The organism is Aeromonas intestinalis (assembly GCF_054052485.1).
This window is the reverse complement of sequence record NZ_JBSTYK010000011.1, coordinates 70,890-92,978: the sequence shown is the minus strand read 5'-3', so window position 1 is coordinate 92,978 and position 22,089 is coordinate 70,890. Positions and strand designations below refer to the sequence as shown.

Here is a 22,089-nt window from a genome sequence, read left to right as displayed (position 1 = left end):
CCTGCCGTTAACAGAAGCTCTCCACTTACACTGCCGGCGCACACCATAAAATAACAATGCTGGAGCGTAACAATGATCTGGTTCTTCCTCTGTGTCGGCCTGCTGGTGGCAGGCTATTTTACCTATGGCAAATTCATCGAGCGGCTGTTCGGCCCCAAACCCGAGCTGGCAACGCCCGCCATCACCATGGCCGACGGCGTGGACTATGTGCCCATGTCGGACAAGAAGGTCTACCTGGTGCAACTGCTCAACATCGCCGGGGTCGGCCCCATCTTCGGCCCCATCCTGGGCGCCCTCTACGGCCCGGTCGCCATGCTCTGGATTGTGTTTGGCTGCATCTTCGCCGGCGCCGTCCATGACTACTTCTCCGGCATGCTGTCGGTACGCGCCAAGGGTGCCTCCGTGCCGACCGTAGTCGGTGAGCACCTCGGCACCGCCGCCAAGCACTTCATGAACCTGTTCGCCGTGGTGCTGCTGATGCTGGTGGGCGTGGTGTTCGTGCTGAGCCCGGCGGGTCTGCTGGCCAACCTCACCGCCACCGATCTGGTCTACTGGATCATGGCGATTTTTGCCTACTATATTCTGGCAACCATCGTCCCCATCGATAAGATCATCGGCCGCTTCTACCCCATCTTCGGCGCCCTGCTGGTGTTCATGTCGGTCGGCCTCATCATCGGCCTCATGGTGTCCGGCAAAGGCTTCTACAACACCGGGATGGACTTCTCCAACCTGCACCCGACCGATCTGCCGCTCTGGCCGCTCTTGTTCATCACCATCGCCTGTGGCGCCGTCTCCGGCTTCCACGCCACCCAGTCCCCGCTGATGGCTCGCTGCATGCAGAACGAGAAGTCCGGCCGCTTCATCTTCTACGGCGCCATGATAGGTGAAGGCATCATCGCCCTCATCTGGTGCACCCTGGGCCTCTCCTTCTACGACAGCACCGAAGCCCTCAACGCCACCCTGGCGAGCGGCGGCCCGGCGGCCGTGGTGCACGAGGTCTCCACCAGCCTGCTTGGCACCGTCGGCGGCATCCTGGCCATCCTTGGCGTGGTGATCCTGCCCATCACCTCCGGTGACACCGCGTTTCGCAGTGCCCGCCTCATCATCGCCGACTTCCTGAAGCTGACCCAGAAGCCCATGGCCAAGCGCCTGCTCATCGCCATCCCCATGTTCATCCTTGGCTTCATCATCTCCAAGGCGGAATTCGGGGTGATCTGGCGCTACTTCGGCTGGGCCAACCAGACCACGGCGGTCATCATGCTGTGGGCGGCGGCGGCCTACCTCATCAAGGAAGGCAAGCTGCACTGGGTCTGCACCATTCCCGCCATCTTCATGACGGCGGTGGTGATCACCTACCTGGCCAATGCCCCCATCGGTTTCGGGCTGGCGATGGACACCTCCACCATCATCGGTCTGGTGGCGACCGCCCTCATCACCCTGGCCTTCCTGGTCAAGTTCAGACCCTCCCGTCTGACCCAGGCCGAAGAGCGCGGATAAGTCTTCCCCCTGAAAAACAAGAGGCCCGGCATCACTGCCGGGCCTCTTCGTTTCTGCCTTCCCTATCCCTGCCTGCCCTCGTCCGATCCGGACGGTGGCGCCTGGACGGACTCGTCGGTGGGGGTCTGCGCCGGAGCCTGATACCAGTGCTCTTTTGCCACCAGTACCGCCTGATCCGGCTGGGCGATGAAGTTGGGGGACATGATCTGCACCCCGAACTCGTTGAACACATCCTGGATATGGCCGTGCAACTCGGTCTTGACCGGCGCCGGCAGCAGATCCCCCTTCATCCGAACCTGCAGTTCGTACTCCACATACCAGTCCTGCAGGTTGAGCTGCCGCACCAGAGGCGGTTCATCCTGATTGATGAGCTTGCAGCGCCTGGCCGCCAGCTCCAGCATGGCGTGCACCTGACGCCAGGGCGTGTCATAGCCGATGGTCACCTTGGTCAGGAGCGCCACTCCCTTGCTGCCCGCCAACCGCGTGAGGTTGGTCACCCGGCCGCCGACCACCACCGCATTGGGCAGGGTCACCTCGTGCTCCTGACGGGTGACCAGCTTGGTGGAGAGGGCGTTGAGCTCGGTCACCATGCCCTCCACGTCCCCTATCTGCACCAGATCCCCCGGCCGCAGGGCGCGGGAATAGATGAGCACCAGGCCGCTCATGGCGTGGTTCATCACCCCGGCGGAGCCGAGTGTCACCATCAACCCGAAGAAGACGCTGATCCCCTTGAATGCATCGGAATCCGCCCCCGGCAGATAGGGGTAGGCCACCGCCAGGGCAAACAGCCAGATCACCACGGAGAGCAGACGCCGGGTGGCGCCAATGGTCTCCGCATGTAGCCCCTGCAGCCTGAACTGGCCCCGCTCGATGCGATCAAACAAGATGGCCAGCATGCGGATGAAGAAGCGGGTGATGACGATGATGAGGAGCACCGTCACCAGCCCCGGCATGGCGGCGATGATCCCTTCCAGCATGTCCGCGCAGAGGGCGAACAAGGAGTCCCCGAGTCGCTCGCTCCAGGCCCGGGTCTGGGGGAAGAGCCCAAGCACATAGGTGAGCCAGCCGTAGGTGAGCATGAAGATCACCAGCAGGGCCAGCAGACTCAGCAGCCGGGCCTCCACGTTGCCCGCGACCTGTCGCCACTGGTGGGGGATCAGCCCCTTTTGCAGCAACAACCGGTTGGCGAGCCACTTCTTGACGCGTCGGAGCCCCCTTTGCAGCAGCCAGACCAGGGCGAAGAAGAGCAGGCTGACCAGCAGCGTCTTGCCAACGGATTTGAGCAGATAGGAGGTCGAGTGCAACTCGAGATACTTGGTACGCACCCCGTCGAGCCGGACTTTGACGCGTTCGGCCGCCTGATCCAGGGTCAGCTCATCGAATTCATCCAGATCCCCTGCCAGCAGTACCAGGATGCGCTTGCCGTTGACCAGAAACTCCCGGCTGTCCTGACCATGCCGGGTGCCCTGCGCCACCGTCACCGGCAAGGCGAGATCCACGGGCTCCATCCGCTGGATCCGTTCATGGGCCAGCCGCACCCTGGCCGCCCCATCCAGGCTGCCATATTTGGCCGGCAACATGACGATGGGTTCATGGAGCAGGATCAGGGTCTGGGCCCGTTCCTGGTCGTTCGGTTCCATCCTGGGTTCGGCCGCCCAGCCAACGCGGGATAGCAGCAACACCATCAGCACCAGGCCAAGCCGCCATCCCTCACTCCAGCCCCATCTTTCCATCCGGCTCACCTCTCCCTTCGCCCCCTCGGGCATCCATTGCTGTTTGATTTTATCTAACCAAATCAAATTTGTGCGATAAATGAGCAACCAATGAACCACGACTGTACGAGTTCATCAACTCTCTGATTGCAGTCTTGCACTGGCGTAATATGCTGTCATCATGGCCGGGTGTCTTGCCGAGAGAAAACAAGGCATTAATTGCGACTCAGATGGGAGAAATCGATGGTACTTGACTACATAGCCCTGGGCATTCTGGTGTTTGTCGTCTTGGTCATGTTTTACGGGGTCATCGTCATTCACGATATTCCGTACGAAATTGCCAAGCACCGCAACCACCCCCACCAGGACGCCATTCATGTGGCCGGCTGGGTGAGCCTGTTCACCTTGCACGTGCTCTGGCCATTCCTCTGGATCTGGGCCACGGTCTACCGTCCGGATCGGGGCTGGGGCTTCAATCATCGTCTGGACAAGGATGAAGACGAGATCAAAACCCTCAAACAAGAGCTTGCCGCCTTGCAAGCCCGCATGAACACGCTCGAACAGACTGACAAATAGGTAACTCTCCATGGACCTGCTACTGATCCTCACCTATACCGCCATCTGTATAGGCATTTTCAAGATCTTCAAGATCCCGCTCAACAAGTGGACCGTGCCGACCGCCGTGCTCGGCGGCGTCTTCATCATCGGGGCCCTCATCACCCTGATGAACTACAACCACCCCTATTCGGAGCTGGCACGCAACTACTACGTCTCCACCCCCATAGTGCCGCTGGTCAAGGGTCGCGTCAGCGAGGTGCCGGTCAAGGCCAACCAGCCGGTCAAGAAGGGGGACGTGCTGTTTCGTCTCGATGCGGTTCCCTTCCAGGAGCGCGTCGCCAGCCTGACCGCACGCCTTGCCTCCAACAAGGACTTCCTGAAGTCCCTGGACGCCCGGCTGCGCTCTGCCAGCCTCGACCGGGATCGCGCCCTGGAGCTGGTGCGTCGCGGCATCGGCAAGCAGCGTGATCTGGACGTGACCCAGGCCAACGTGGACGACATCGTCGCCCAGATCGACCAGCAGAAGGCGTCGCTGGATGATCTCACCGCCCAGCTCAACATCGCCAAATACGAGCTCGAGCAGACCGTGGTCTATGCCCCTACCGACGGTCACGTGGTGCAGCTGGCCCTGCGCCCTGGCATGATCGCCGCCCCCTTCATGTACCGCCCGGTGATGACCTTCATCAACGAGGATGCCAACTCCTACGTCGGCTGGTTCTGGCAGAACAGCATGCAGCGCCTGAAGGCGGGGGATGAGGCCGAAGTGGTGCTGGACGGCATTCCGGGTCGCATCTTCAAGGCCAGGGTGCAGTCGGTGATCCCCGCCATGGCGCCGGGCAACATCCAGGCCCAGGCCGGTCTCATCGACCAGACTTCGGCCCAGGTGCCGGGTCGATTGCCCATCGTCCTCGAGATTACCGACCCCGAGTGGGCCAAGTATCAGGTGATCGCGGGCTCCAGCGGCCAGGCAGCCATCTACACCGAGCATGTCCACCACGTGGCCATCATGCGCAAGATCCTGATGCGCATGGGTAGCTGGCTCAACTACCTGTTCCCCTTCCACTAAGCTGCGATACACAGCGACAACGGGCCAGCCTTTGCTGGCCCGTTGCATATCTGGCAGCCCCTCTCTGCCAGCCCCTGCATTTTGAACGCAACCCCCCTATAATGGCGCCACCTCGCATCAGCACGTTGCCCCATGTTCGTCCTCAGACCCTATCAGACCGACGCCGTCAACGCCGTCATCCAGCACTTTCGAAAGCACCCGGATCCCGCCGTGGTGGTGCTGCCCACCGGCGCAGGCAAGAGTCTGGTCATCGCCGAGCTGGCCCGCAAGGCCCGTGGCCGGGTGCTGGTGCTGGCCCATGTCAAGGAGCTGGTGGAGCAGAACCACGCCAAGTACGAGGCCTGGGATCTTAAGGCAGACATCTTCGCCGCCGGCCTTGCCCGAAAAGAGGCAAGTGCCCAGGTGGTGTTCGGCTCGGTGCAGTCGGTGGCCCGCAATCTCGATGCCTTCGACGGCGCCTTCTCCCTACTCATCATCGACGAGTGCCACCGGGTCTCTCTCGATGATGACAGCCAGTACCATCAGGTGATCGACCATCTGAAGAGCGCCAATCCGGCGCTCAAGATCCTGGGGCTCACCGCCACCCCCTATCGGCTGGGGCTGGGCTGGATCTACCGGCGCCACTATCACGGCATGGTCAAGAGCCACGGGGAGCGCTTGTTCGGGGATTGCGTGTTCGAGCTGCCCCTGCGCTTCATGGTCAAGAACGGTTATCTGACGCCGCCCAGGCTGGTGGATGCCCCTATCGTCCACTACGACTTCAGCCGGCTGGTTCCCCGGGAGAACGGCCTGTTCAGCGAGGCGCAGCTCAACGGCGAGCTCAAGCGCCAGCAGCGGGTCACCCCCCACATCATCAGCCAGGTGCTGGAATATGCCCGGGAGCGGCAAGGCGTGATGATCTTCGCCGCCACCGTGGAGCACGCCCGGGAAATTCACGGCCTGCTCGGCAGCAAAGGAGAAAACGCCGCCCTTATCACGGGGGAAACCCCGGGGCCGGAGCGCGATGCCCTGATCCAGGCCTTCAAGGAGCGGCAACTCAAGTATCTGGTCAACGTGGCGGTGCTCACCACGGGCTTTGACGCCCCCCACGTGGATCTCATCGTGATGCTGCGCCCCACCGAGTCAGTGTCGCTGTATCAGCAGATCGTCGGTCGGGGCCTGCGCCTGTCACCCGGCAAGGAAGATTGTCTGGTGCTCGACTATGCGGGCAACAACTTCAACCTGTTTGCCCCCGAGGTGGGAGAGCCCAGGCCCCATGCTGGTACGGAGCCGGTGCAGGTACCCTGCCCCGCCTGCGGCTTTGCCAACACCTTCTGGGGCAAGACTGATGAAGACGGCAAGGTGATAGAGCACTACGGCCGTCGCTGCCAGGGGTTGTTCGAAGACGACGAAGGACACCGCGAGGAGTGCGACTACCGCTTTCGCGCCAAGAGTTGTCCCGCTTGCGGCGCCGAGAACGACATCGCCGCCCGCCGCTGCCAAAGCTGCGATCAGCTGCTGGTGGATCCGGATGACAAACTCAAGGAGGCCCTCAATCTCAAGGACTGCATGGTGATCCGCTGCGCCGGGCTGAGCCTCGCCAGCGGCCTGGGCAAGCAGGGTGAGCGGCTGGAGGTGACCTACCACGATGAGGACGGTCTGACCCTGATGGAGTACTTCGGCTTTCACTCAAGCGGCGCACGGCGCTTGTTTCAACAGCGCTTTGTGCGTCATCATTGGCCCGCTCCGGGACTCGAACCCGAATTTGCCACTCTGGAGAGCGTGCTGGCCGCCGAAACCCGGTTTCGCCACCCGGATTTCGTCATCGCCCGCAAGTCCGGTCGTTTCTGGCAGATAAAAGAGAAGATTTTTGACTACCAGGGCCGCTATCGCACCGCAGATACCCTGGCATGATGGCACCCTGGCAGATGAAATGCCGATTTTGATTATCGGGGATGGTACAAGATGCCGCCCCCTTCGTTCAGTTTGAGGATCTTATGCAGCGGCAGTTGATTGGTTTATGTGCTCTCGTTTCCACGCTATTTTCCACTGTGGCACCCGCCGCTCCGCTCACGCCCCCCAAGGGGGGCCAGTATGCCGTCATCGTGCAGGGCAACAGCGGGGTGGAGTTCGCAAGCCACGCCGATGACATGATAGCCCCCGCCTCCACCATGAAGGTGCTCACCGCCCTGGCCGCCCGCCTCGAACTCGGCGCCGATTTCCGCTTCGCCACCGACATCCAGGCCCAGGCCGGCACCAAGCAGGGGGATGCCATCAACGGTGACATCTGGATCAACTTCGTCGGTGATCCCACCTTGTCCCGCATGGACCTGGTCGCCCTGTTCAAACAGCTCGGCGTGACCCGCATCAAGGGCAATGTCTACGTCAACACCGGGGCCTACAACGGCTACGAGCGCGGCAACGGCTGGTCATGGGGGGATCAGACCCTCTGCTTCGCAGCCCCCGTCTCCTCGGTCATCATCGACAAGAACTGTGCCTACGGCACCGTCACTGCTACCCAGATTGGCAAGCCCGCTGTCGGTAACGTCGCCACCGGCGTGCCCATCGGCATCGGCGCCGACAACGTGGAGGTGATGAGCTATGGCGACATGGCGCGTCAGTTCTGCGCCCTGGAAGTGGACATGGCCAAGGGCAACTTCTATGAGCTCAAGGGCTGCATCACCCCGAACAAGGAACCCCAGGGACTGCGCTTTGCCATCCACGACGTGGAAGCCTGGGGCTGGGACAACATCCGCTGGGCCATGAACCGGGCCGGCATCAGCCACGACGGCCTGCTGCGCGTCACCCATCAGGCGCCGGTGGGCGCAGCGACGCTGGCCACCCACTACTCGGTCTCCCTGCCGGTCATGCTCGCCAAGATGCTGAAAAAATCCGACAACCTCTATGCCGATACCTTCTTGAAAACAGTCGGCCGCCACTACTACAACAAGCCGGGCAGCTATCGCAGCGGCACCATGGCGGTACGCGCCATCCTGACCAAGAACGGCATCGATCTGGGCAACGCCACCCTGGCCGACGGCTCCGGCCTCTCCGCCCACAACCTCATCAGCGCCCGCCAGATGCTCTCGGTGCTGAACTTCATCCAGAAGAACGACGCCCAGCTCGACTTCATCAAGCTGCTGCCGAGTTCCCAGGTGGACGGTACCCTGGCCTGGAGACGCAGCGTCACCGCCCCCATGATGAAGAACAAGGTCCACGCCAAGACCGGCACCATCACCGGTACCTCCAACCTGGCGGGCTTCATCGACACCGCCGGTGGTCAGCGCAAGGCCTTCGTGGTGTTCCAGCGCGGCCTTTCCCAGGATCCGGCCACCCATGAACGTTACCGTGCCAGCAAGGCCCCCTGGCCCTGGACCGTGTTCGAGAAGGGCATTCTGGAGAGCATCTACCAGCAGCAACCCATCCAGATTGCCGCGCAATAAATGCAAACGGCCGCCTTGCGCGCGGGGTGGCCTCTATCGAATACGGCGAATGACCGTATCGGCAATTTCCACTTTGACTGGCCCAAGGGCGAGGCTATGCTGTGGCAAACCTCGTCTTAGCGGCGAATTTAACGGAGAGAAACGATGTTTGTAGAAATTTTTGGTCGCCCCGGTTGCCCCTATTGTGTTCGTGCCAAGCAGATCGCCGAGCAACTGACCGAGGATCGCGATGACTTCGAGTTCCGCTACGTGGACATCAACGCCGAAGGGCTCACCAAGGACGATCTGGCCGCCAAGGCGGGCAAGCCCGTCACCACGGTGCCGCAGATCTTCCTGGACGAGCAGCACATCGGTGGCTGCACCGATTTTGAAGCCTACGCCCGTGCCAACCTGGGGCTCTGATCCCGAGACTGCACAAAAAAGGCGCCTGATGGCGCCTTTTTCATGGTCAAAACCGGGGGGATTCACGCCAGGGGGGTAAAGCGGCTCACCACCTGCCCCTGATGCTCAATCCACTCCATGAACATGGGAACGGGCCTGGCATAGACCTCCCCATCCTGCTCGGACTGATAGATGACTAGGGACTCCCCGGTCTCGGTGTGCCGGGCCAGGGTGAGCACCCGATAGAGCCCCCCCTTGAAGTGACGATAACGGCCGGGTGCAGGTGCGTGCATGAGAGTGCCTCGATGAAGGATGAGAGAGCCCCGTCTATGGGGCGACAGGGCACCAAGGCCCTTTTTCAGACCAGCCAATCGTGCCAGATAGCGCGTTTATTTCAATACACCGCCTTGGCTTTATGGGGTCATTCCCCATCTTTCACTGCCTTGTGGGGAAACCGGCAAAAGATCCTGCTGAATTTAACGGATCAGCAACCCTGTTTAGAGGCCCGATATCAGGGATTTATTCCATAAATTAGATTGTTCTAGCATTCAATTCTGTGAAGAATAGAGGTAGAAATATTTGATACTAAAAAACGCTTTCTGCCAACGCGCCCCCAGGGGAAGGAATCACGCTCACCATGTTCACGATCGACAAGTCGCACAAGCTCGACGATGTCTGCTATGACATCCGCGGCCCGGTGCATAAAGAAGCTCGCCGTCTCGAAGACGAAGGCCACCGCATTCTCAAGCTCAACATCGGCAACCTGGCCTCTTTCGGTTTCGAGGCGCCGGAGGAGCTCATCAAGGATGTGATCCTCAACATGCCCCAGAGCCAGGGTTACTGCGACTCCAAGGGGCTCTTCTCCGCCCGCAAGGCGGTGATGCAGTACTACCAGCAGAAGGGGATGCGCAAGGTCGACATCGATGACATCTACATCGGCAACGGTGCGAGCGAACTCATCGTCATGGCCATGCAGGCGCTGCTCAACAACGGCGACGAGATGCTGGTGCCCTCCCCCGACTATCCGCTCTGGACCGCGGCGGTGACCCTCTCCGGCGGCCATGCGGTGCACTATCGCTGTGACGAAGGGGCCGACTGGTATCCGGATCTGGACGACATCCGCGCCCGCATCACCCCGCGTACCCGCGGCCTGGTGCTGATCAACCCGAACAACCCCACCGGCGCCGTCTACGGCAGCGAGTTCCTGTTGGAGCTGATCGAGATCGCCCGCCAGCACAATCTCATCATCTTCGCCGACGAGATCTACGACAAGATCCTCTACGACGACATCTCCCACACCAGCGTCTGCACCCTGTGTGAGGATGTGATGGTGGTGACCTTCAACGGCCTCTCCAAGGCCTATCGCGCCTGTGGCTTCCGCCAGGGCTGGATGGTCATCACCGGGCCCAAGGGGCGCGCCAAGGGCTACATCGAGGGGCTGGAGATGCTGGCCTCCATGCGGCTGTGCTCCAACGTACCCATGCAGCACGCCATCCAGGCGGCCCTTGGCGGCTACCAGAGCATCAACGAGCTGATCCTGCCGGGGGGACGTCTGCGCCGCCAGCGGGACAAGGCCTGGGAACTCTTGAACGAGATCCCCGGGGTCTCCTGCGTCAAGCCCAAGGGGGCGCTCTACATGTTCCCGCGCCTGGATCCCAAGGTGTACGACATCCGCGATGACCAGAAGATGGTGTTCGACCTGCTGCAGCAGGAGAAACTGCTGCTGGTGCAGGGAACTGGCTTCAACTGGCCCGCACCGGATCACTTCCGGCTGGTGTTCCTGCCCCGGGAAGAGGAGCTGGAAGAGGCCATCGGCCGCTTCGCCCGCTTCCTCAAGGGCTACAAACAGTAAGCTCGGTTCACGAAAAAGGCTCCCGCGGGAGCCTTTTTGCTATCTGTCGCTGGCCAAGCCATCAGCCGTGCAGCAGGGCACCGGCCACCAGCACCCCCATGGTGATGAGGGCCACCCCGACGATGAAGGGCAGCACCCAGCGCACGAAGCGATCGTAGGGGATCTTGGCGAGCGCCAGCCCCGCCACTAGGTGGGCGGCGGTGGGAGCGAACAGGTTGATCCAGCCGGAGGCGGACTGATAGGCGGTGATCACCAGATCCCGGGAGATGCCGGAAAAGTCCGCGAGCGGCCCCATCAGCGGCATGGAGACGGTGGCCAGCCCCGAGGTGGAGGGGATGAAGAAGCTCAGGATGATGTGCACCAGATAGGCCACCAGGATGAACACCGACGATGACAGGCCGCTCACCAGCCCCTCAGCCCAGTGCAATATGGTGTCGATGATGACCCCCTGCTCCATCACCACATAGATGCCCCGGGCCACCGCCACCACCAGCGCCACCCCGATGAGATCCCGCGCCCCGTTCAGGAAGGTCGCCACATAGCTGGACTCCGGCATCCGGTTGATGAGCGCGATCAGGATGGAGGCGCTGAAGAACAGGGTGGAGAGTTCGTCAAACCACCAGCCCAGGGTCGGCAACCAGACAATGCCCAGATCCGACCAGGGCACCACCGCATAGATCATCAGCAGGAAGGTGGCGAAGAACACCGCCATGGTGAGCTTCTGCTTGCCGCTGAAGAGCCCGTCCCCGCTCTTCATCTGGGCGAACTCGTCGTCGTAGTGAATGTCGGCGAGCACGGAGCTGCCCTTGTCCTGCTGCACCCGCTTGGCGTAGCGCATCACGAACCAGGAGGCGAAGATCACCAGCAGCAGCCACAAGATGACGCGAAGGCCGATGCCATCCCCGATGGGGATGCCGGCAAAGCCCGACGCGATGCCGGTGGCAAAGGGGTTGACGGTGGACGCCAGTACCCCGACCCCGGAGCCCAGCAGGATGATCCCCGCCGCCACCATGCGATCGAAGCCCGCCGCCATCATCACCGGCACGATCAGTGCCCAGAAGGCCACCGTCTCCTCCGCCATGCCGAAGGTGGAGCCGCCGAGGGCAAACAGGGCGATAAGTACCGGGATGAGCAGCCGCTCACGACCGGCGAAGGCGCGCACGATGGCGCCGACCCCGGCATCCAGGGCGCCGCTTTGCATGGTCACCGCGAGAAAACCGCCGATGATGAGCACGAACAGCGCCACGTCCGCGGCCTTGTGAAAGCCCTGGATAGGGGCCTTGAGCACCTCGAACCCCCCCTGCGGGTGGGCGGGCAGCTCGGTGTAACTGCCAGGCACCGGCAGCAGGCGCTCACCGCCGCTGTAATCCGCCACGGCGGCGGCCGCGATCGGCTGATTGCTGTCGGCGGTGACATAGTCATATTTGCCCGCCGGCAACACCCAGGTGAGGGCCGCCATCAGGGCGATGATGATGAAGAGCAGGGTATAAACGGTGGGGAGCTGGCGCCTCGATCGCGCCGCTTGGGGGCTGGTCATAGTTTCCTTTCCTCGGCAGGGCCGTCAGTGATCCGATCAGCGCAAGACTAGCGGGTTTGATGAACCCAAAAGGTGATCGAGAATAATAAAAATCGGTGAAGCACGATGATTTCCCATAAAAAAGGGCCCCGCAGGGCCCCTCTTCATCGGTGTCAGGCTCAGAGCTCGACCACGTCGAACTTGACGTCCGGGTTCACGTCCGCCTCGTAGTCCACCTCGTCCAGACCGAAACCGAACAGGCGCAGGAACTCCTGCTTGTAACCGGTGTAGTCGGTCAGTTCGGACAGGTTCTCGGTGGTGATGGAGGGCCAGAGATCCCGGCAGGTCTGCTGTACGTCGTCACGCAATTCCCAGTCATCCATGCGGATGCGGGCCTGCTCGTCCAGGGCCAGATCGGCGCCGTACAAACGGGTGCGCATCATGCGATAGACCTGCTCCATGCAGCCCTCGTGAATGCCCTTCTCCTTCATGATCTTGAAGGCCATGGAGATGTAGAGCGGCATCACCGGAATGGCGGAGGAAGCCTGGGTCACCACGGATTTGAGCACGGCCACGTGGGCGGTGCCGCCCTTGGCAGCCAGATCCCCGCGGATGGCGCTGGCGGCGCGATCCAGGTCTTCCTTGGCGCGGCCCAGGGTGCCATGCCAGTAGATGGGCCAGGTCAAATCGGTACCGATGTAGGAGTAAGCCACGGACTTGGCGCCGTCAGCCAGCACACCTGCATCACGCAGGGCCGACATCCACAGCTCCCAGTCCTGACCGCCCATGACGGTGATGGTGTTCGCGATCTCTTCCTCATTCGCCGGCTCGACGGTGGCGGTGATGATCTGATCCTTGTTGGTATCGATGGCGGTGGTGGTGTAGGTCTCGCCGATGGGTTTCAAGGCGGAACGGACTACTTCGCCGGTATCCGGCAGTTTGCGCACCGGCGAGGCCAGGGAGTAGACCACCAGCTCGATTTGACCGAGATCCTGCTTGATGAGGTTGATGACGGTGTCGCGGCACTCGTTGGAGAAGGCATCGCCGTTGACGCTTTTCGCGTACAGACCGGCTTCCTTGGCGGCCTTGTCAAAGGCGGCGGAGTTGTACCAGCCGGCGGTGGCGGGCTTGGTCTCGGTGCCCGCTTTTTCGAAGAAGACGCCAATGGTGGCGGCGCCGGAGCCAAAGGCGGTGGCGATGCGGGAAGCCAGGCCATAACCGGTAGAGGCGCCGATCACCAGTACCTTCTTGGGACCATTTTCGATGGTGCCCTGTGCCTGGGTGTAGGCGATCTGGCGACGGACATTGGCCTCACAGCCAACCGGGTGGGTGGTGGTGCAGATAAAGCCACGAACCTTGGGTTTGATGATCATGTGTTGTCTCTTATCCGTTTGATGGATGAAATCGGGGCATAAGATACCTCATCTTGCCGCGATTAGGTGCTCTGATGTGTTGAACCACCGCCATTTTGTGTCCATGGGCCCTGACCATCCTGGCCACGACGTCGCCCTTTCAGCGGGTGCATGGCGAGCCAGATGGCCACCATGACCCGCACCGGCAGATGCCTGATGCCAGCCCCATGATTGCCAGCGCAGGCGCCCTCCCCCCATTAGCGCCCCACACAGGCTGGCCCATCAGGAAGCGAATCGCTTAAACGACTACTGTTTCAGGAAGAGGCAAACGGCCCGCCCGGGCCCTGCCGGAGCCAACACGCAAGGAGAAGTTCATGTCACGCACTCTGGTCATCTGTCTCGTCGGCCTGCTCGCGTCGCCACTGGTGCAGGCCGCCGTCTACCAGTGTACCGTCAACGGCCAGGTCACCTTCAGCGACATTCCCTGCGCCGGCAATGCCAAACCCATGGACTTGCGCATCTACACCCCGCCAGCCGAGGCAGTGGCCCAGGCCAGCAAGCAGACCGAAGCGATCGAGAAAGATCTCGCCGCCAGCCAGAAGCAGCGCCAGCTGGCAACCCTGCGCGCCGAGATGGAGGCCAAGACCCAGAAAATGAACGGCGAAATCACCCGCTACAACGCACAGCTGACGGGGACGGCTGCCTCCGAGGACGATAACGGCGGTGCGCGGCGCTCCGCCGCCGAGATCCGGGACATGAGCCGCCGCCATCAGAGCGAGATGGAAGCCCTGAACAAGCAGATAACCACCCTGCAGCAGCAAAAATAATCGGCCCCCTGTTCCAGGTTGCTGTGATACGAAAAAAGGGGGAGCCAAGCTCCCCCAACACCGCGCCTCTTGACCCATCAATATTGCGTTTCGAAGGAGGCCTCCGTCACCCCGGCAGGCAGTGCCAGCGCCCCCGGCGTCGTCTTGCCGACCACCAGCCGGCTGGCCAGATTGAAGGTCAGCGGCGCAATGCCCGTCACATCCGATGAGGGGGCCACATACACCTTGTAGGCGCCGGGCTCCATCACCCATTCGTTGGTGGCGCCGTCAAAGCTCGCCAGCCAGCTCGCCGGGATCTCGAAGCTCAGGGTCTCGCTCGCCCCCGCAGCCAGCAACCGGGTCTTGGCAAACGCCTTGAGCTCGATGGCGGGTTTGCTGAGAGCGCCGGCCGGCGCCGCCACATAGACCTGGGCCACTTCACGCCCCGCCACGGCCCCGCTGTTGTAGACGGTGGCAGTCAGGGTCACTTTCCCGTTCGAATCTGGCAGTGTATTGCTCTGTATGGCGGCGTTTTTATAGTCAAACTGGGTATAGGAGAGCCCATAGCCGAAGGGGTAATTCACCCCCTTGCCGAAGGTCGCGTAGTAGCGATACCCCACATAGATCCCCTCGTTGTAGTAATGGGTATCGATGGTGCCATCCCCGTCGGTGTCCGTGCCCGGGAAACCAGCTGATGAGGGCACATCCTGGTAGCTGGCCGGGAAGGTCTGGGTCAGCTTGCCGCTCGGGTTGACCGCCCCCGACAACAGATCGGCGATGGCATGGCCCGCCTCCTGCCCCGGCATATAGGCCAGCAGGATGGCATCGACCTTGTCCTGCCAGGCGCTGGTGTCCATGACGCCGCCGGTATTGAGTACCACCACCACCTTCTTGCCCAGGCCGTGGAAGGCGGCACTGACCTCATCGATGAGCGCCAGCTCCGTGTCGGAGAGCAGGTAATCCCCCTTGGCATTCGCCCTGTCCTGCCCCTGCATCGAGTTGCGCCCCAGGGTGATGACGGCCGCCTCGTTGCTGGCGGCATAGGCCGCGATCTCGCTCGCATCCAGCGCGGGTTCCGGGCAGCTCACTACGGTGGAGATGCCGCCAAAATCGCTCGACGTCTTGTTCTGCTCGAAGAAGGTGCGATAGAAATCGGCCAGCCCGGCATCGACGCTGAACTGCTGGCCCAGCCCGTCCACCAGATTGACGGTATAGGCCGCGTTCACGTCTCCGCTGCCGGCTCCGCCCTTCAGGGTATTGACCTGGGTAATGCCGAAGCTGGCCAGCTTGCTGCCCTGCGCCAGGGGCAGGCTGCCCTGCTCGTTTTTGAGCAGCACCATGCCATCGCTGGCCGCCTGGCGCGACAACCTGGCATGGCCCGCCAGATCCGGCGCATTGCTGGCCACATACCCCTGATTGGAGGGCATCTTCAGCACCTGGGTCAGGATCCGCGTCGCCCCCTGCTTGATCTCCTCCGCGCTCAGATCACCGGCCGCATAGGCCTCCTGCAACCCGGTCAGGGCATCGCCGTAGCCATAGGGCAGCGCCGGGCCACCGGGTTCGATGAGATCGTTGCCGGACTTGATCATGTCCGCATAGTGGCCATCCCCTGACCACCAGTCGCTCACCACGAAGCCTTCGAACCCCCACTCGTCCCGCAGCACCTTTGTATTGAGGTCCGCCCACTGGCCGGTGTAGGTGCCATTGACCTTGTTCATGGCGGTCATCACCGCCCAGGGATTGGCGTGCTCTTCGGCATACTGGAAACCCCGCAGGTAGATCTCCCGGATGGCGCGGGGGGAGATAATGTTGTCGACGATGGAGCGGGAGGTCTCGGCGTTGTTGGCAATGAAGTGCTTGATGGTGGTGCCCACCCCCTGGGCCTGGGCTCCCGCCACTTCGGCGGCCCCCATCACCCCGGAGACCAGGGGATCTTCGGAGAAATACTCGAAGCCGCGACCATTGAGGGGGTCGCGCTGGATGTTCATCCCCGGTGCGAGCCAGACGTCCAGCCCATACTCCTTTACCTCGTTGCCGATGGCGGCCCCCACCTGCTTGACCAGATCCCTGTCCCAGGTCGAGGCCAGCAAGGTACCGACCGGGAAGGCGGTGCCATGGAAGGTACCGCCCTCTCCCTCCCGGGTCGGCGAGATGCGCACCCCGGCGGCCCCGTCCGCCATCTTGCTGGCGGCGATGTCGAGACCGGACTCGGCATTGAATACCCCGTTGATGTAACCCACGCTGCCCGGTACATCTCCCTTGAGGTTATTGAGGGCCTCGCTGTTGATCTCGAAGGCGCCGTTGGCAAACACATAGCCCGGGCCCACCAGCATGCCCAACTGCTCGTCGTGGGTCATCCTGGCCACCATGCCCTCGGCGAGGCTGCGGTAGTAGGCGTTGTCCTTGACGGTTTCCTTGGGCGCCTCGGAGCTGTTGTCGTTGCACCCCTGGGTGGCCAGGGCCAGCGCGATGGCGATGGCCAGTCCGCTCCAGCCCGGATGCTGAGTGTGATGTTTCATCGGATCCCCTTTCGTTCCATGTTTTTAGAGAAATTGTTCTTAGAGACGTAACCAGACAAGCCAGGGCAGCTTATCGCAGGGAAACGGGGGTCTGCTTTGCATGGGGGAGCGACGACTTTGCATGGGGGTGGCGAGACACCATATTCCTACCGCCGTCACAGCGTTACATTTGGTTACCTGACACAACCTTAGGTTTCGTGGCGCTTGATCCCGCGCGCAGACGGCAGGCCGCCAGGCTGTCTTAATAGCGCGGTGCAGCAGGATGCTGCCCGCCTCGCCATCCGCTGCCGCCATGAAAAGGGAGTGTTCATGAGAAAGCATGTGTCAAACACCATCGCCCGCACGACGCTCGCCTTCCTGCGCGAGAGCGGCGTGGATACCCGCGCCATCCAGGCCCGCTGCCAGCTCAGCCAGTACGAGCTGGACAAGCCCGATGGCCGCATCACCGGCAGGCAACATCAACGTTTCATCCAGGCGGTCTCCTCCTTCGACTTTCTGTGGCGCGAGCGCATGCTGCACACAGAGGCCCCCGACAGGATCATCGACGGCGCCTATGCCCTGTTTCCCGAGCTGGTGGGGTTTTGCCTCAACCAACCCACCGCCGGGGAGGCCGTGAACAGCTACATCCACAACCGGATCATCATCGGCAACTGCGATGACTACCGTCTGCAAGGGGACGGGGAGCACCTCTTCATCACCTACCTCGACGAACTCAATGCACCCGGTCAAAGCCAGTCGGCCATCGGCAACTTCATGATGCTGCGGGAGCTGGTGCGCCTCTATGCGCCCCGGGCGCAGCTGACGGTGAGACTTTGCGGGGAGGCCGGCCCCGAGCACAAGGCCCTGGACGATCTCTTCGGCTGCCACTGCCAGTTCGGTCAGCCGGCCAATGTCCTTGGCCTGCGGCACGCCGATCTCGCCCTGTCAGCCGAGACGCATCTTCCCCTGCTGCACAGGCAGCAACGCCAGCAGATAGCCCAGCGGGTGCAGACACTCCAGCAGGAGCAAGGCTTCGCCGCCATGGTGGCGAGTCTGTTGAGGGAAGCGCTTTGCAACGAGACGATGGGGGATGCGTCGAGCTGTCTGGATCACCTCTGCGCCGTCATGAACATGAGCCGCTGGACCCTCAACGCCCGCCTCCAGCAGGAGGAGCAAACCTTCAGCAAGGTATTGCAACGGGTGCGCATCGAGCAGGCCTGCGCCCTCCTGGCCGACAGCCGCATGAGCGTGCAGGAGATAAGCGACCGGCTGCGCTTCTCCTCGCTGTCTGTCTTCTCCCGTTTCTTCTCCACCCACCTGGGGGCCTCCCCCCGCCACTATCGACAGCGCAGCGCCGGGCGAGGGAGTGAAGCCAAGGTCTGAACCGCTATCCGGGGAATGGTGCAGCGCCTCCCGGCGTGTTATCCATGAGACGGCGACAGGTGGCACGACGACCACAGCAACAATCTCGTTTGAATACAAACGAGGGGGGAATGCAGCACACCAAGCAATTAATCGACGATTAATCAGGGCAATACACAAAAGTTTCATTCACGGCATATTCAGCTTTCCCGGAGATTGCCGCTATTGTTAACAAGCTCAAATAACCGTTATGACCCCATTCAAGGATCTCATGGAGGAGCTCCATATGTTCTGGAATCGCAAGACGAGCAAAGAGGCGAGTGAACAGGTGGCGAAGATGGCGGAGTTGAGCGCCTTCGAGCAGGCCATCCAGTCTCAGGTACCCTATATCCAGTTTACCCCGGCGGGCATCGTCACCTTCGTCAACGACCTCTTCCTGCAGATAGTGGGATTCAGTCGTGAGGAGGTGCTCGGCAAGCATCACAGCGCCCTCTGCTTCCCCGAGGACGTCAAGGCACCCGAATATGAGAAGCTGTGGCAGGATCTGCGCGGTGGCGCGTTTCGCAGTGGCCGCTTCATCCGCCAATCCAAGTCGGGCAAGGCCGTCTGGCTGGAGGCGACCTACTTCCCCATCGTCGTCGAGGGACGGGTCATCCGGGTCGCCAAGGTGGCCTCCGATGTGACCCAGCAGCAATCCTCCCTCGAACGGACCCAGGCCCTGCTGGCGGCGCTCGACAAGTCCCTCGCCGTCATCGATTTCCAGCCGGACGGCACCGTCATCACCGCCAACCAGAACTTCCTGCGCTGCTTCGGCTACCGGCTGGAAGAGGTGGTCGGCCAGCATCACCGCCTGTTCTGCGAGCCCGAGTTTTATCAGAAAAACCCCAACTTCTGGCGGGATCTCGGGTCCGGGGACATCAAGTCCGGCCTCTTTATGCGCCTCGGCCATCGGGGCGAGAAGATCTGGCTGGAGGCGACCTACAACCCCATCTTCAATCACGAGGGCAAGGTGGTCAAAATCATCAAGCTGGCGAGCGACATCACCGAGCGGATCGAGAAGTCCATCTCCACCCGGGCCGCGGCCCAGAAGGCATGTGCCATTGCCAGTGAAACCGTGTCGAGCGCCGCCAAGGGGCGGGAGGTGATCGACAAGGTGCTGGAGACCTCCCGCCACATCAACACCTCGGTGGGGGAAGTCAGCCAGCAGATAGAACAGCTCAACCAGCAATCCCGCAGCATAGAGTCCATCATCTCCACCATCAGCGGCATCGCGGATCAGACCAACCTGCTGGCGCTGAACGCCGCCATCGAGGCGGCCCGGGCTGGCGAGCAGGGTCGCGGCTTTGCGGTGGTGGCGGACGAAGTGCGGCAACTGGCGGCGCGCACCTCCAGCTCCACCAACGAGATCGTCTCCGTCATCAAGCACAACTCCGAGATCACCTCCCGCATCACCCAGACCGTCTCCATCGTCTCCGACAAGGCGGTCGCGGGGCAGGATCAGGCCAACATCATCTCCTCGGTCATCAAGGAGATCATCGAGGATGCCAACTCGGTCTCCGACACCGTCAAGAGCCTCTCCATCTAGGGGCTGGCCTTTTAAAAAAGAGACGGGGCCTGGCCCCGTCTCTTTTTCATGCAGATGGCGAAGAACGCTCAATCCTCCCCCGACAGATAGTGCCTGGCCTCCTCATCGGCCTGTTGCAAGGCGGCGTCCCACAGCCCGGCGATGCAGAGCCCCTCCTCCCCCACGGCCTCCTCTTCCAATGCCTCCAGCGCTCTGGCATCGGCCAAGGTGAAGGGATGGTGGCCGAGCAGCGCCTGTGCCCTCGCCAGTAACCTCATCTCGCTCATCATCGACTCCTCACAGATCAGCGCCTGCCTCAGACTGTAGCCGATGTCAGCGCTCAGGGATCTGTGGTGACCACAGCCCCTTGAGGACGCCGTACCGGTAGCTGGCCCACCCCGATGCCGGCCAGCACGGCGGCGCAGGCGACCCATTGCAGGGCGTTCAGGGTCTCCCCCAGCAACAGGTAGGCGAGCAGCAGGGTGAAGACCGGGATGAGGTTCACGTAAGCCGCCGCCAGGGTCACTTTCACCTGGGTCACCGACCAGTTGTAGAGCAGATAGGCGCCGAGCGTCACGAAGGCGCCGAGGAAGAGGATCACCGCCATGCCCTGCCAGGCCCAGTCGGCGGGCCAGGGGGCAGAAAAGGCGAAGGGCGCGAAGAAGAGGGTACCGACGAAGGCCTGCAGGGCGGTGAGCGTCATGACGCCGTAACGGCTGGAGAGTTTCTTGAACACCACAGAATAAGTGGCGGCGCAGAGCATGGCTCCCATCTCAAGACTGTTGCCGAGCAAGGCATTGGCAGCAAATTCATCTGCTTCACCGCCCAGCCCCAGCAGGGCGATGCCGAAGATGGCGATGCCAAAGCCGAGCAACTGGCGCCGACTCACCCGCTCTTTGAGCAGCACGAACGCCACCAGAGCCACCATCAGTGGCAGGAGGGCGCACACCATGCCCGCCTGACCGGCGCTGGTGTAGCGCAAAGCATTGACCTCCAGCAAGAAATAAAGGCAGGGTTCGAGCGCCCCCATCAGCGCCAGCCAGCGCCAATCCCCTTTTTGATAATGAAAATCACCGAGCCAGCGGTAGCACAGGAGCCAGCAGCAGGCGGCCACCAGCATCCGCATGAACAACACCTGGCCGAATGACCAGACCTCCAGCACATGCTTGAGCGCGATGAAGGAACTGGACCAGAGCAACATGGCCAGGGTCAGGGCAAAAATAGGTAAAGGACGCACCACTTCCTCCATGAACTGGCATTTTGAATAATAACCATGCCGCCTTGCGGTTGTCTAAAGGCACCTAAAATCAGATAATACGGCCGCCTTCACACCGGATAACCCATCTTCAATGACTGAGTACCTGCTTTTACTGGTCGGCACCGTGCTGATCAACAACTTCGTGCTGGTGAAGTTTCTCGGCCTCTGCCCCTTCATGGGGGTCTCTGGCAAACTGGAAACCGCCATCGGCATGGGTCTGGCCACCACCTTCGTCATGACGCTGGCCAGCGCCTGCTCCTATCTGATGGAGCACTATATCCTGATCCCGCTGAATATCGCCTATCTGCGTACCCTGGGTTTCATCCTGGTGATCGCCGTGGTGGTGCAGTTCACCGAGATGGTTATCCGCAAGAGCAGCCCCACCCTCTATCGCCTGCTCGGCATCTTCCTGCCCCTCATCACCACCAACTGCGCCGTCCTCGGCGTGGCCCTGCTCAGCATCAACGAACACCACAACTTCATGCAGAGCATCATCTACGGCTTCGGCGCCGCCTGCGGCTTCTCCCTGGTATTGATCCTGTTTGCCGCCATGCGTGAGCGCCTGGTGGCCGCCGACGTGCCGGCCCCATTTCGCGGCGTCTCCATCGCCATGGTCACCGCCGGCCTGATGTCGCTTGCCTTCATGGGCTTTACCGGCCTCATCAAGATCTAGCCCTATGACTCATATACTCTTTGCCATTCTGGTGCTGGCCCTGCTGGCCCTGGCCTTCGGCATCATTCTGGGATTTGCCGCCGTCAAGTTTCATGTGGAAGCCGATCCCATCGTCGATCAGCTCGATGCCCTGCTGCCCCAGACCCAGTGCGGCCAGTGTGGCTACCCGGGCTGCAAGCCCTACGCCGAGGCACTGGCGAACGGCGATCAGATCAACAAGTGCGTGCCTGGTGGCGATGCCACCATGCGCAAGATAGCGGATCTGATGGGGGTCGAGCCCCTACCCCTTGGCGGCGGTGACGAGGCCGCCGTGCCCGTCAAGAAGGTTGCCTTCATTCACGAGGACATGTGCATCGGTTGCACCAAGTGCATCCAGGCCTGCCCGGTCGACGCCATCCTCGGCGCCACCAAGGCGATGCACACCGTCATCACCAGCGAGTGCACGGGTTGCGATCTCTGCGTCGACCCCTGCCCGACCGACTGTATCGAAATGATCCCGGTTCCGACCACGGTCGATAACTGGAAATGGGATCTGGCCAAGGTCACCATTCCGGTCAAGATAGTGGAGTAAC

General features: G+C 61.9%; 19 protein-coding genes. 12 read left to right on the top strand and 7 right to left on the bottom strand.

What is annotated here, in order from left to right; all coding sequences use genetic code 11:
- Positions 1-72: 72 nt before the first annotated feature.
- Positions 73-1,497 carry a carbon starvation CstA family protein gene (locus ACW5W7_RS15075; protein WP_349921823.1) on the top strand — a complete coding sequence of 475 codons (1,425 nt, stop codon included), beginning with the start codon at positions 73-75 and terminating at the stop codon, positions 1,495-1,497.
- Positions 1,498-1,559: 62 nt separating this feature from the next.
- On the opposite strand, the gene ACW5W7_RS15070 is transcribed toward ACW5W7_RS15075, so the two are convergent.
- Positions 1,560-3,182, bottom strand: a complete 1,623-nt coding sequence (locus ACW5W7_RS15070) for a mechanosensitive ion channel family protein (RefSeq protein WP_456502264.1) — start codon at positions 3,180-3,182, stop codon at positions 1,560-1,562.
- A gap of 270 nt (positions 3,183-3,452) precedes the next feature.
- Here ACW5W7_RS15070 and ACW5W7_RS15065 point away from each other — a divergent pair, with 270 nt between their 5' ends.
- From ACW5W7_RS15065 to ACW5W7_RS15045, 5 genes are all read left to right on the top strand, one after another.
- Entirely contained in the window at positions 3,453-3,785 is a 333-nt protein-coding gene (locus ACW5W7_RS15065; protein WP_349921821.1) for a DUF3302 domain-containing protein, read from the top strand.
- A gap of 10 nt (positions 3,786-3,795) precedes the next feature.
- Entirely contained in the window at positions 3,796-4,833 is a 1,038-nt protein-coding gene (locus ACW5W7_RS15060) for an HlyD family secretion protein (protein WP_349921820.1), read from the top strand.
- 132 nt (positions 4,834-4,965) lie between these two features.
- Positions 4,966-6,726, top strand: a complete 1,761-nt coding sequence (locus ACW5W7_RS15055; RefSeq protein WP_456502234.1) for a DEAD/DEAH box helicase — start codon at positions 4,966-4,968, stop codon at positions 6,724-6,726.
- Positions 6,727-6,809: 83 nt separating this feature from the next.
- Complete coding sequence (dacB, locus tag ACW5W7_RS15050; protein ID WP_456502233.1) at positions 6,810-8,255, top strand: D-alanyl-D-alanine carboxypeptidase/D-alanyl-D-alanine endopeptidase; 1,446 nt, start codon at positions 6,810-6,812, stop codon at positions 8,253-8,255.
- A gap of 144 nt (positions 8,256-8,399) precedes the next feature.
- Positions 8,400-8,657, top strand: coding sequence for a GrxA family glutaredoxin (locus tag ACW5W7_RS15045; RefSeq protein ID WP_349921817.1), 258 nt, complete (start codon positions 8,400-8,402; stop codon positions 8,655-8,657).
- Between the two features lie 62 nt (positions 8,658-8,719).
- On the opposite strand, the gene ACW5W7_RS15040 is transcribed toward ACW5W7_RS15045, so the two are convergent.
- Positions 8,720-8,929: a DUF1653 domain-containing protein gene (locus ACW5W7_RS15040; protein ID WP_349921816.1), complete on the bottom strand. Its 210-nt coding sequence runs from the start codon at positions 8,927-8,929 to the stop codon at positions 8,720-8,722.
- 344 nt (positions 8,930-9,273) lie between these two features.
- On the opposite strand from ACW5W7_RS15040, the gene ACW5W7_RS15035 reads away from it, so the two are divergent.
- Positions 9,274-10,488, top strand: coding sequence for a pyridoxal phosphate-dependent aminotransferase (locus ACW5W7_RS15035; RefSeq protein ID WP_456502232.1), 1,215 nt, complete (start codon positions 9,274-9,276; stop codon positions 10,486-10,488).
- A 61-nt stretch (positions 10,489-10,549) separates the two neighbouring features.
- Here the strand turns inward: ACW5W7_RS15035 and ACW5W7_RS15030 are convergent, their stop codons facing one another.
- Both ACW5W7_RS15030 and fabV read right to left on the bottom strand, forming a co-directional pair.
- Complete coding sequence (locus ACW5W7_RS15030; protein ID WP_456502231.1) at positions 10,550-12,025, bottom strand: YfcC family protein; 1,476 nt, start codon at positions 12,023-12,025, stop codon at positions 10,550-10,552.
- A 158-nt stretch (positions 12,026-12,183) separates the two neighbouring features.
- Complete coding sequence (gene fabV, locus ACW5W7_RS15025) at positions 12,184-13,377, bottom strand: enoyl-ACP reductase FabV (protein WP_456502230.1); 1,194 nt, start codon at positions 13,375-13,377, stop codon at positions 12,184-12,186.
- Positions 13,378-13,730: 353 nt separating this feature from the next.
- Here fabV and ACW5W7_RS15020 point away from each other — a divergent pair, with 353 nt between their 5' ends.
- Positions 13,731-14,183, top strand: a complete 453-nt coding sequence (locus ACW5W7_RS15020; RefSeq protein WP_456502229.1) for a DUF4124 domain-containing protein — start codon at positions 13,731-13,733, stop codon at positions 14,181-14,183.
- Between the two features lie 77 nt (positions 14,184-14,260).
- On the opposite strand, the gene ACW5W7_RS15015 is transcribed toward ACW5W7_RS15020, so the two are convergent.
- Entirely contained in the window at positions 14,261-16,681 is a 2,421-nt protein-coding gene (locus ACW5W7_RS15015) for a beta-glucosidase (RefSeq protein WP_456502228.1), read from the bottom strand.
- A gap of 309 nt (positions 16,682-16,990) precedes the next feature.
- Between ACW5W7_RS15015 and ACW5W7_RS15010 the strand changes: the two genes are divergently transcribed.
- Both ACW5W7_RS15010 and ACW5W7_RS15005 read left to right on the top strand, forming a co-directional pair.
- Complete coding sequence (locus ACW5W7_RS15010) at positions 16,991-18,043, top strand: helix-turn-helix domain-containing protein (RefSeq protein WP_456502227.1); 1,053 nt, start codon at positions 16,991-16,993, stop codon at positions 18,041-18,043.
- Positions 18,044-18,308: 265 nt separating this feature from the next.
- Positions 18,309-19,607, top strand: coding sequence for a methyl-accepting chemotaxis protein (locus ACW5W7_RS15005; protein WP_456502226.1), 1,299 nt, complete (start codon positions 18,309-18,311; stop codon positions 19,605-19,607).
- A gap of 68 nt (positions 19,608-19,675) precedes the next feature.
- On the opposite strand, the gene ACW5W7_RS15000 is transcribed toward ACW5W7_RS15005, so the two are convergent.
- The gene (locus ACW5W7_RS15000; RefSeq protein ID WP_349921808.1) at positions 19,676-19,873 is read right to left on the bottom strand and encodes a hypothetical protein; all 198 of its coding nucleotides are present in this window, start codon (positions 19,871-19,873) and stop codon (positions 19,676-19,678) included.
- Between the two features lie 53 nt (positions 19,874-19,926).
- Positions 19,927-20,823, bottom strand: coding sequence for a DMT family transporter (locus ACW5W7_RS14995; RefSeq protein WP_456502225.1), 897 nt, complete (start codon positions 20,821-20,823; stop codon positions 19,927-19,929).
- Positions 20,824-20,935: 112 nt separating this feature from the next.
- On the opposite strand from ACW5W7_RS14995, the gene rsxA reads away from it, so the two are divergent.
- Both rsxA and rsxB read left to right on the top strand, forming a co-directional pair.
- Positions 20,936-21,517 carry an electron transport complex subunit RsxA gene (gene rsxA / locus ACW5W7_RS14990; protein ID WP_349921806.1) on the top strand — a complete coding sequence of 194 codons (582 nt, stop codon included), beginning with the start codon at positions 20,936-20,938 and terminating at the stop codon, positions 21,515-21,517.
- Between the two features lie 4 nt (positions 21,518-21,521).
- Positions 21,522-22,088 (top strand): electron transport complex subunit RsxB, encoded by a 567-nt coding sequence (rsxB, locus tag ACW5W7_RS14985; protein ID WP_434667201.1) that lies wholly within the window; start codon positions 21,522-21,524, stop codon positions 22,086-22,088.
- Position 22,089 lies beyond the last annotated feature (1 nt).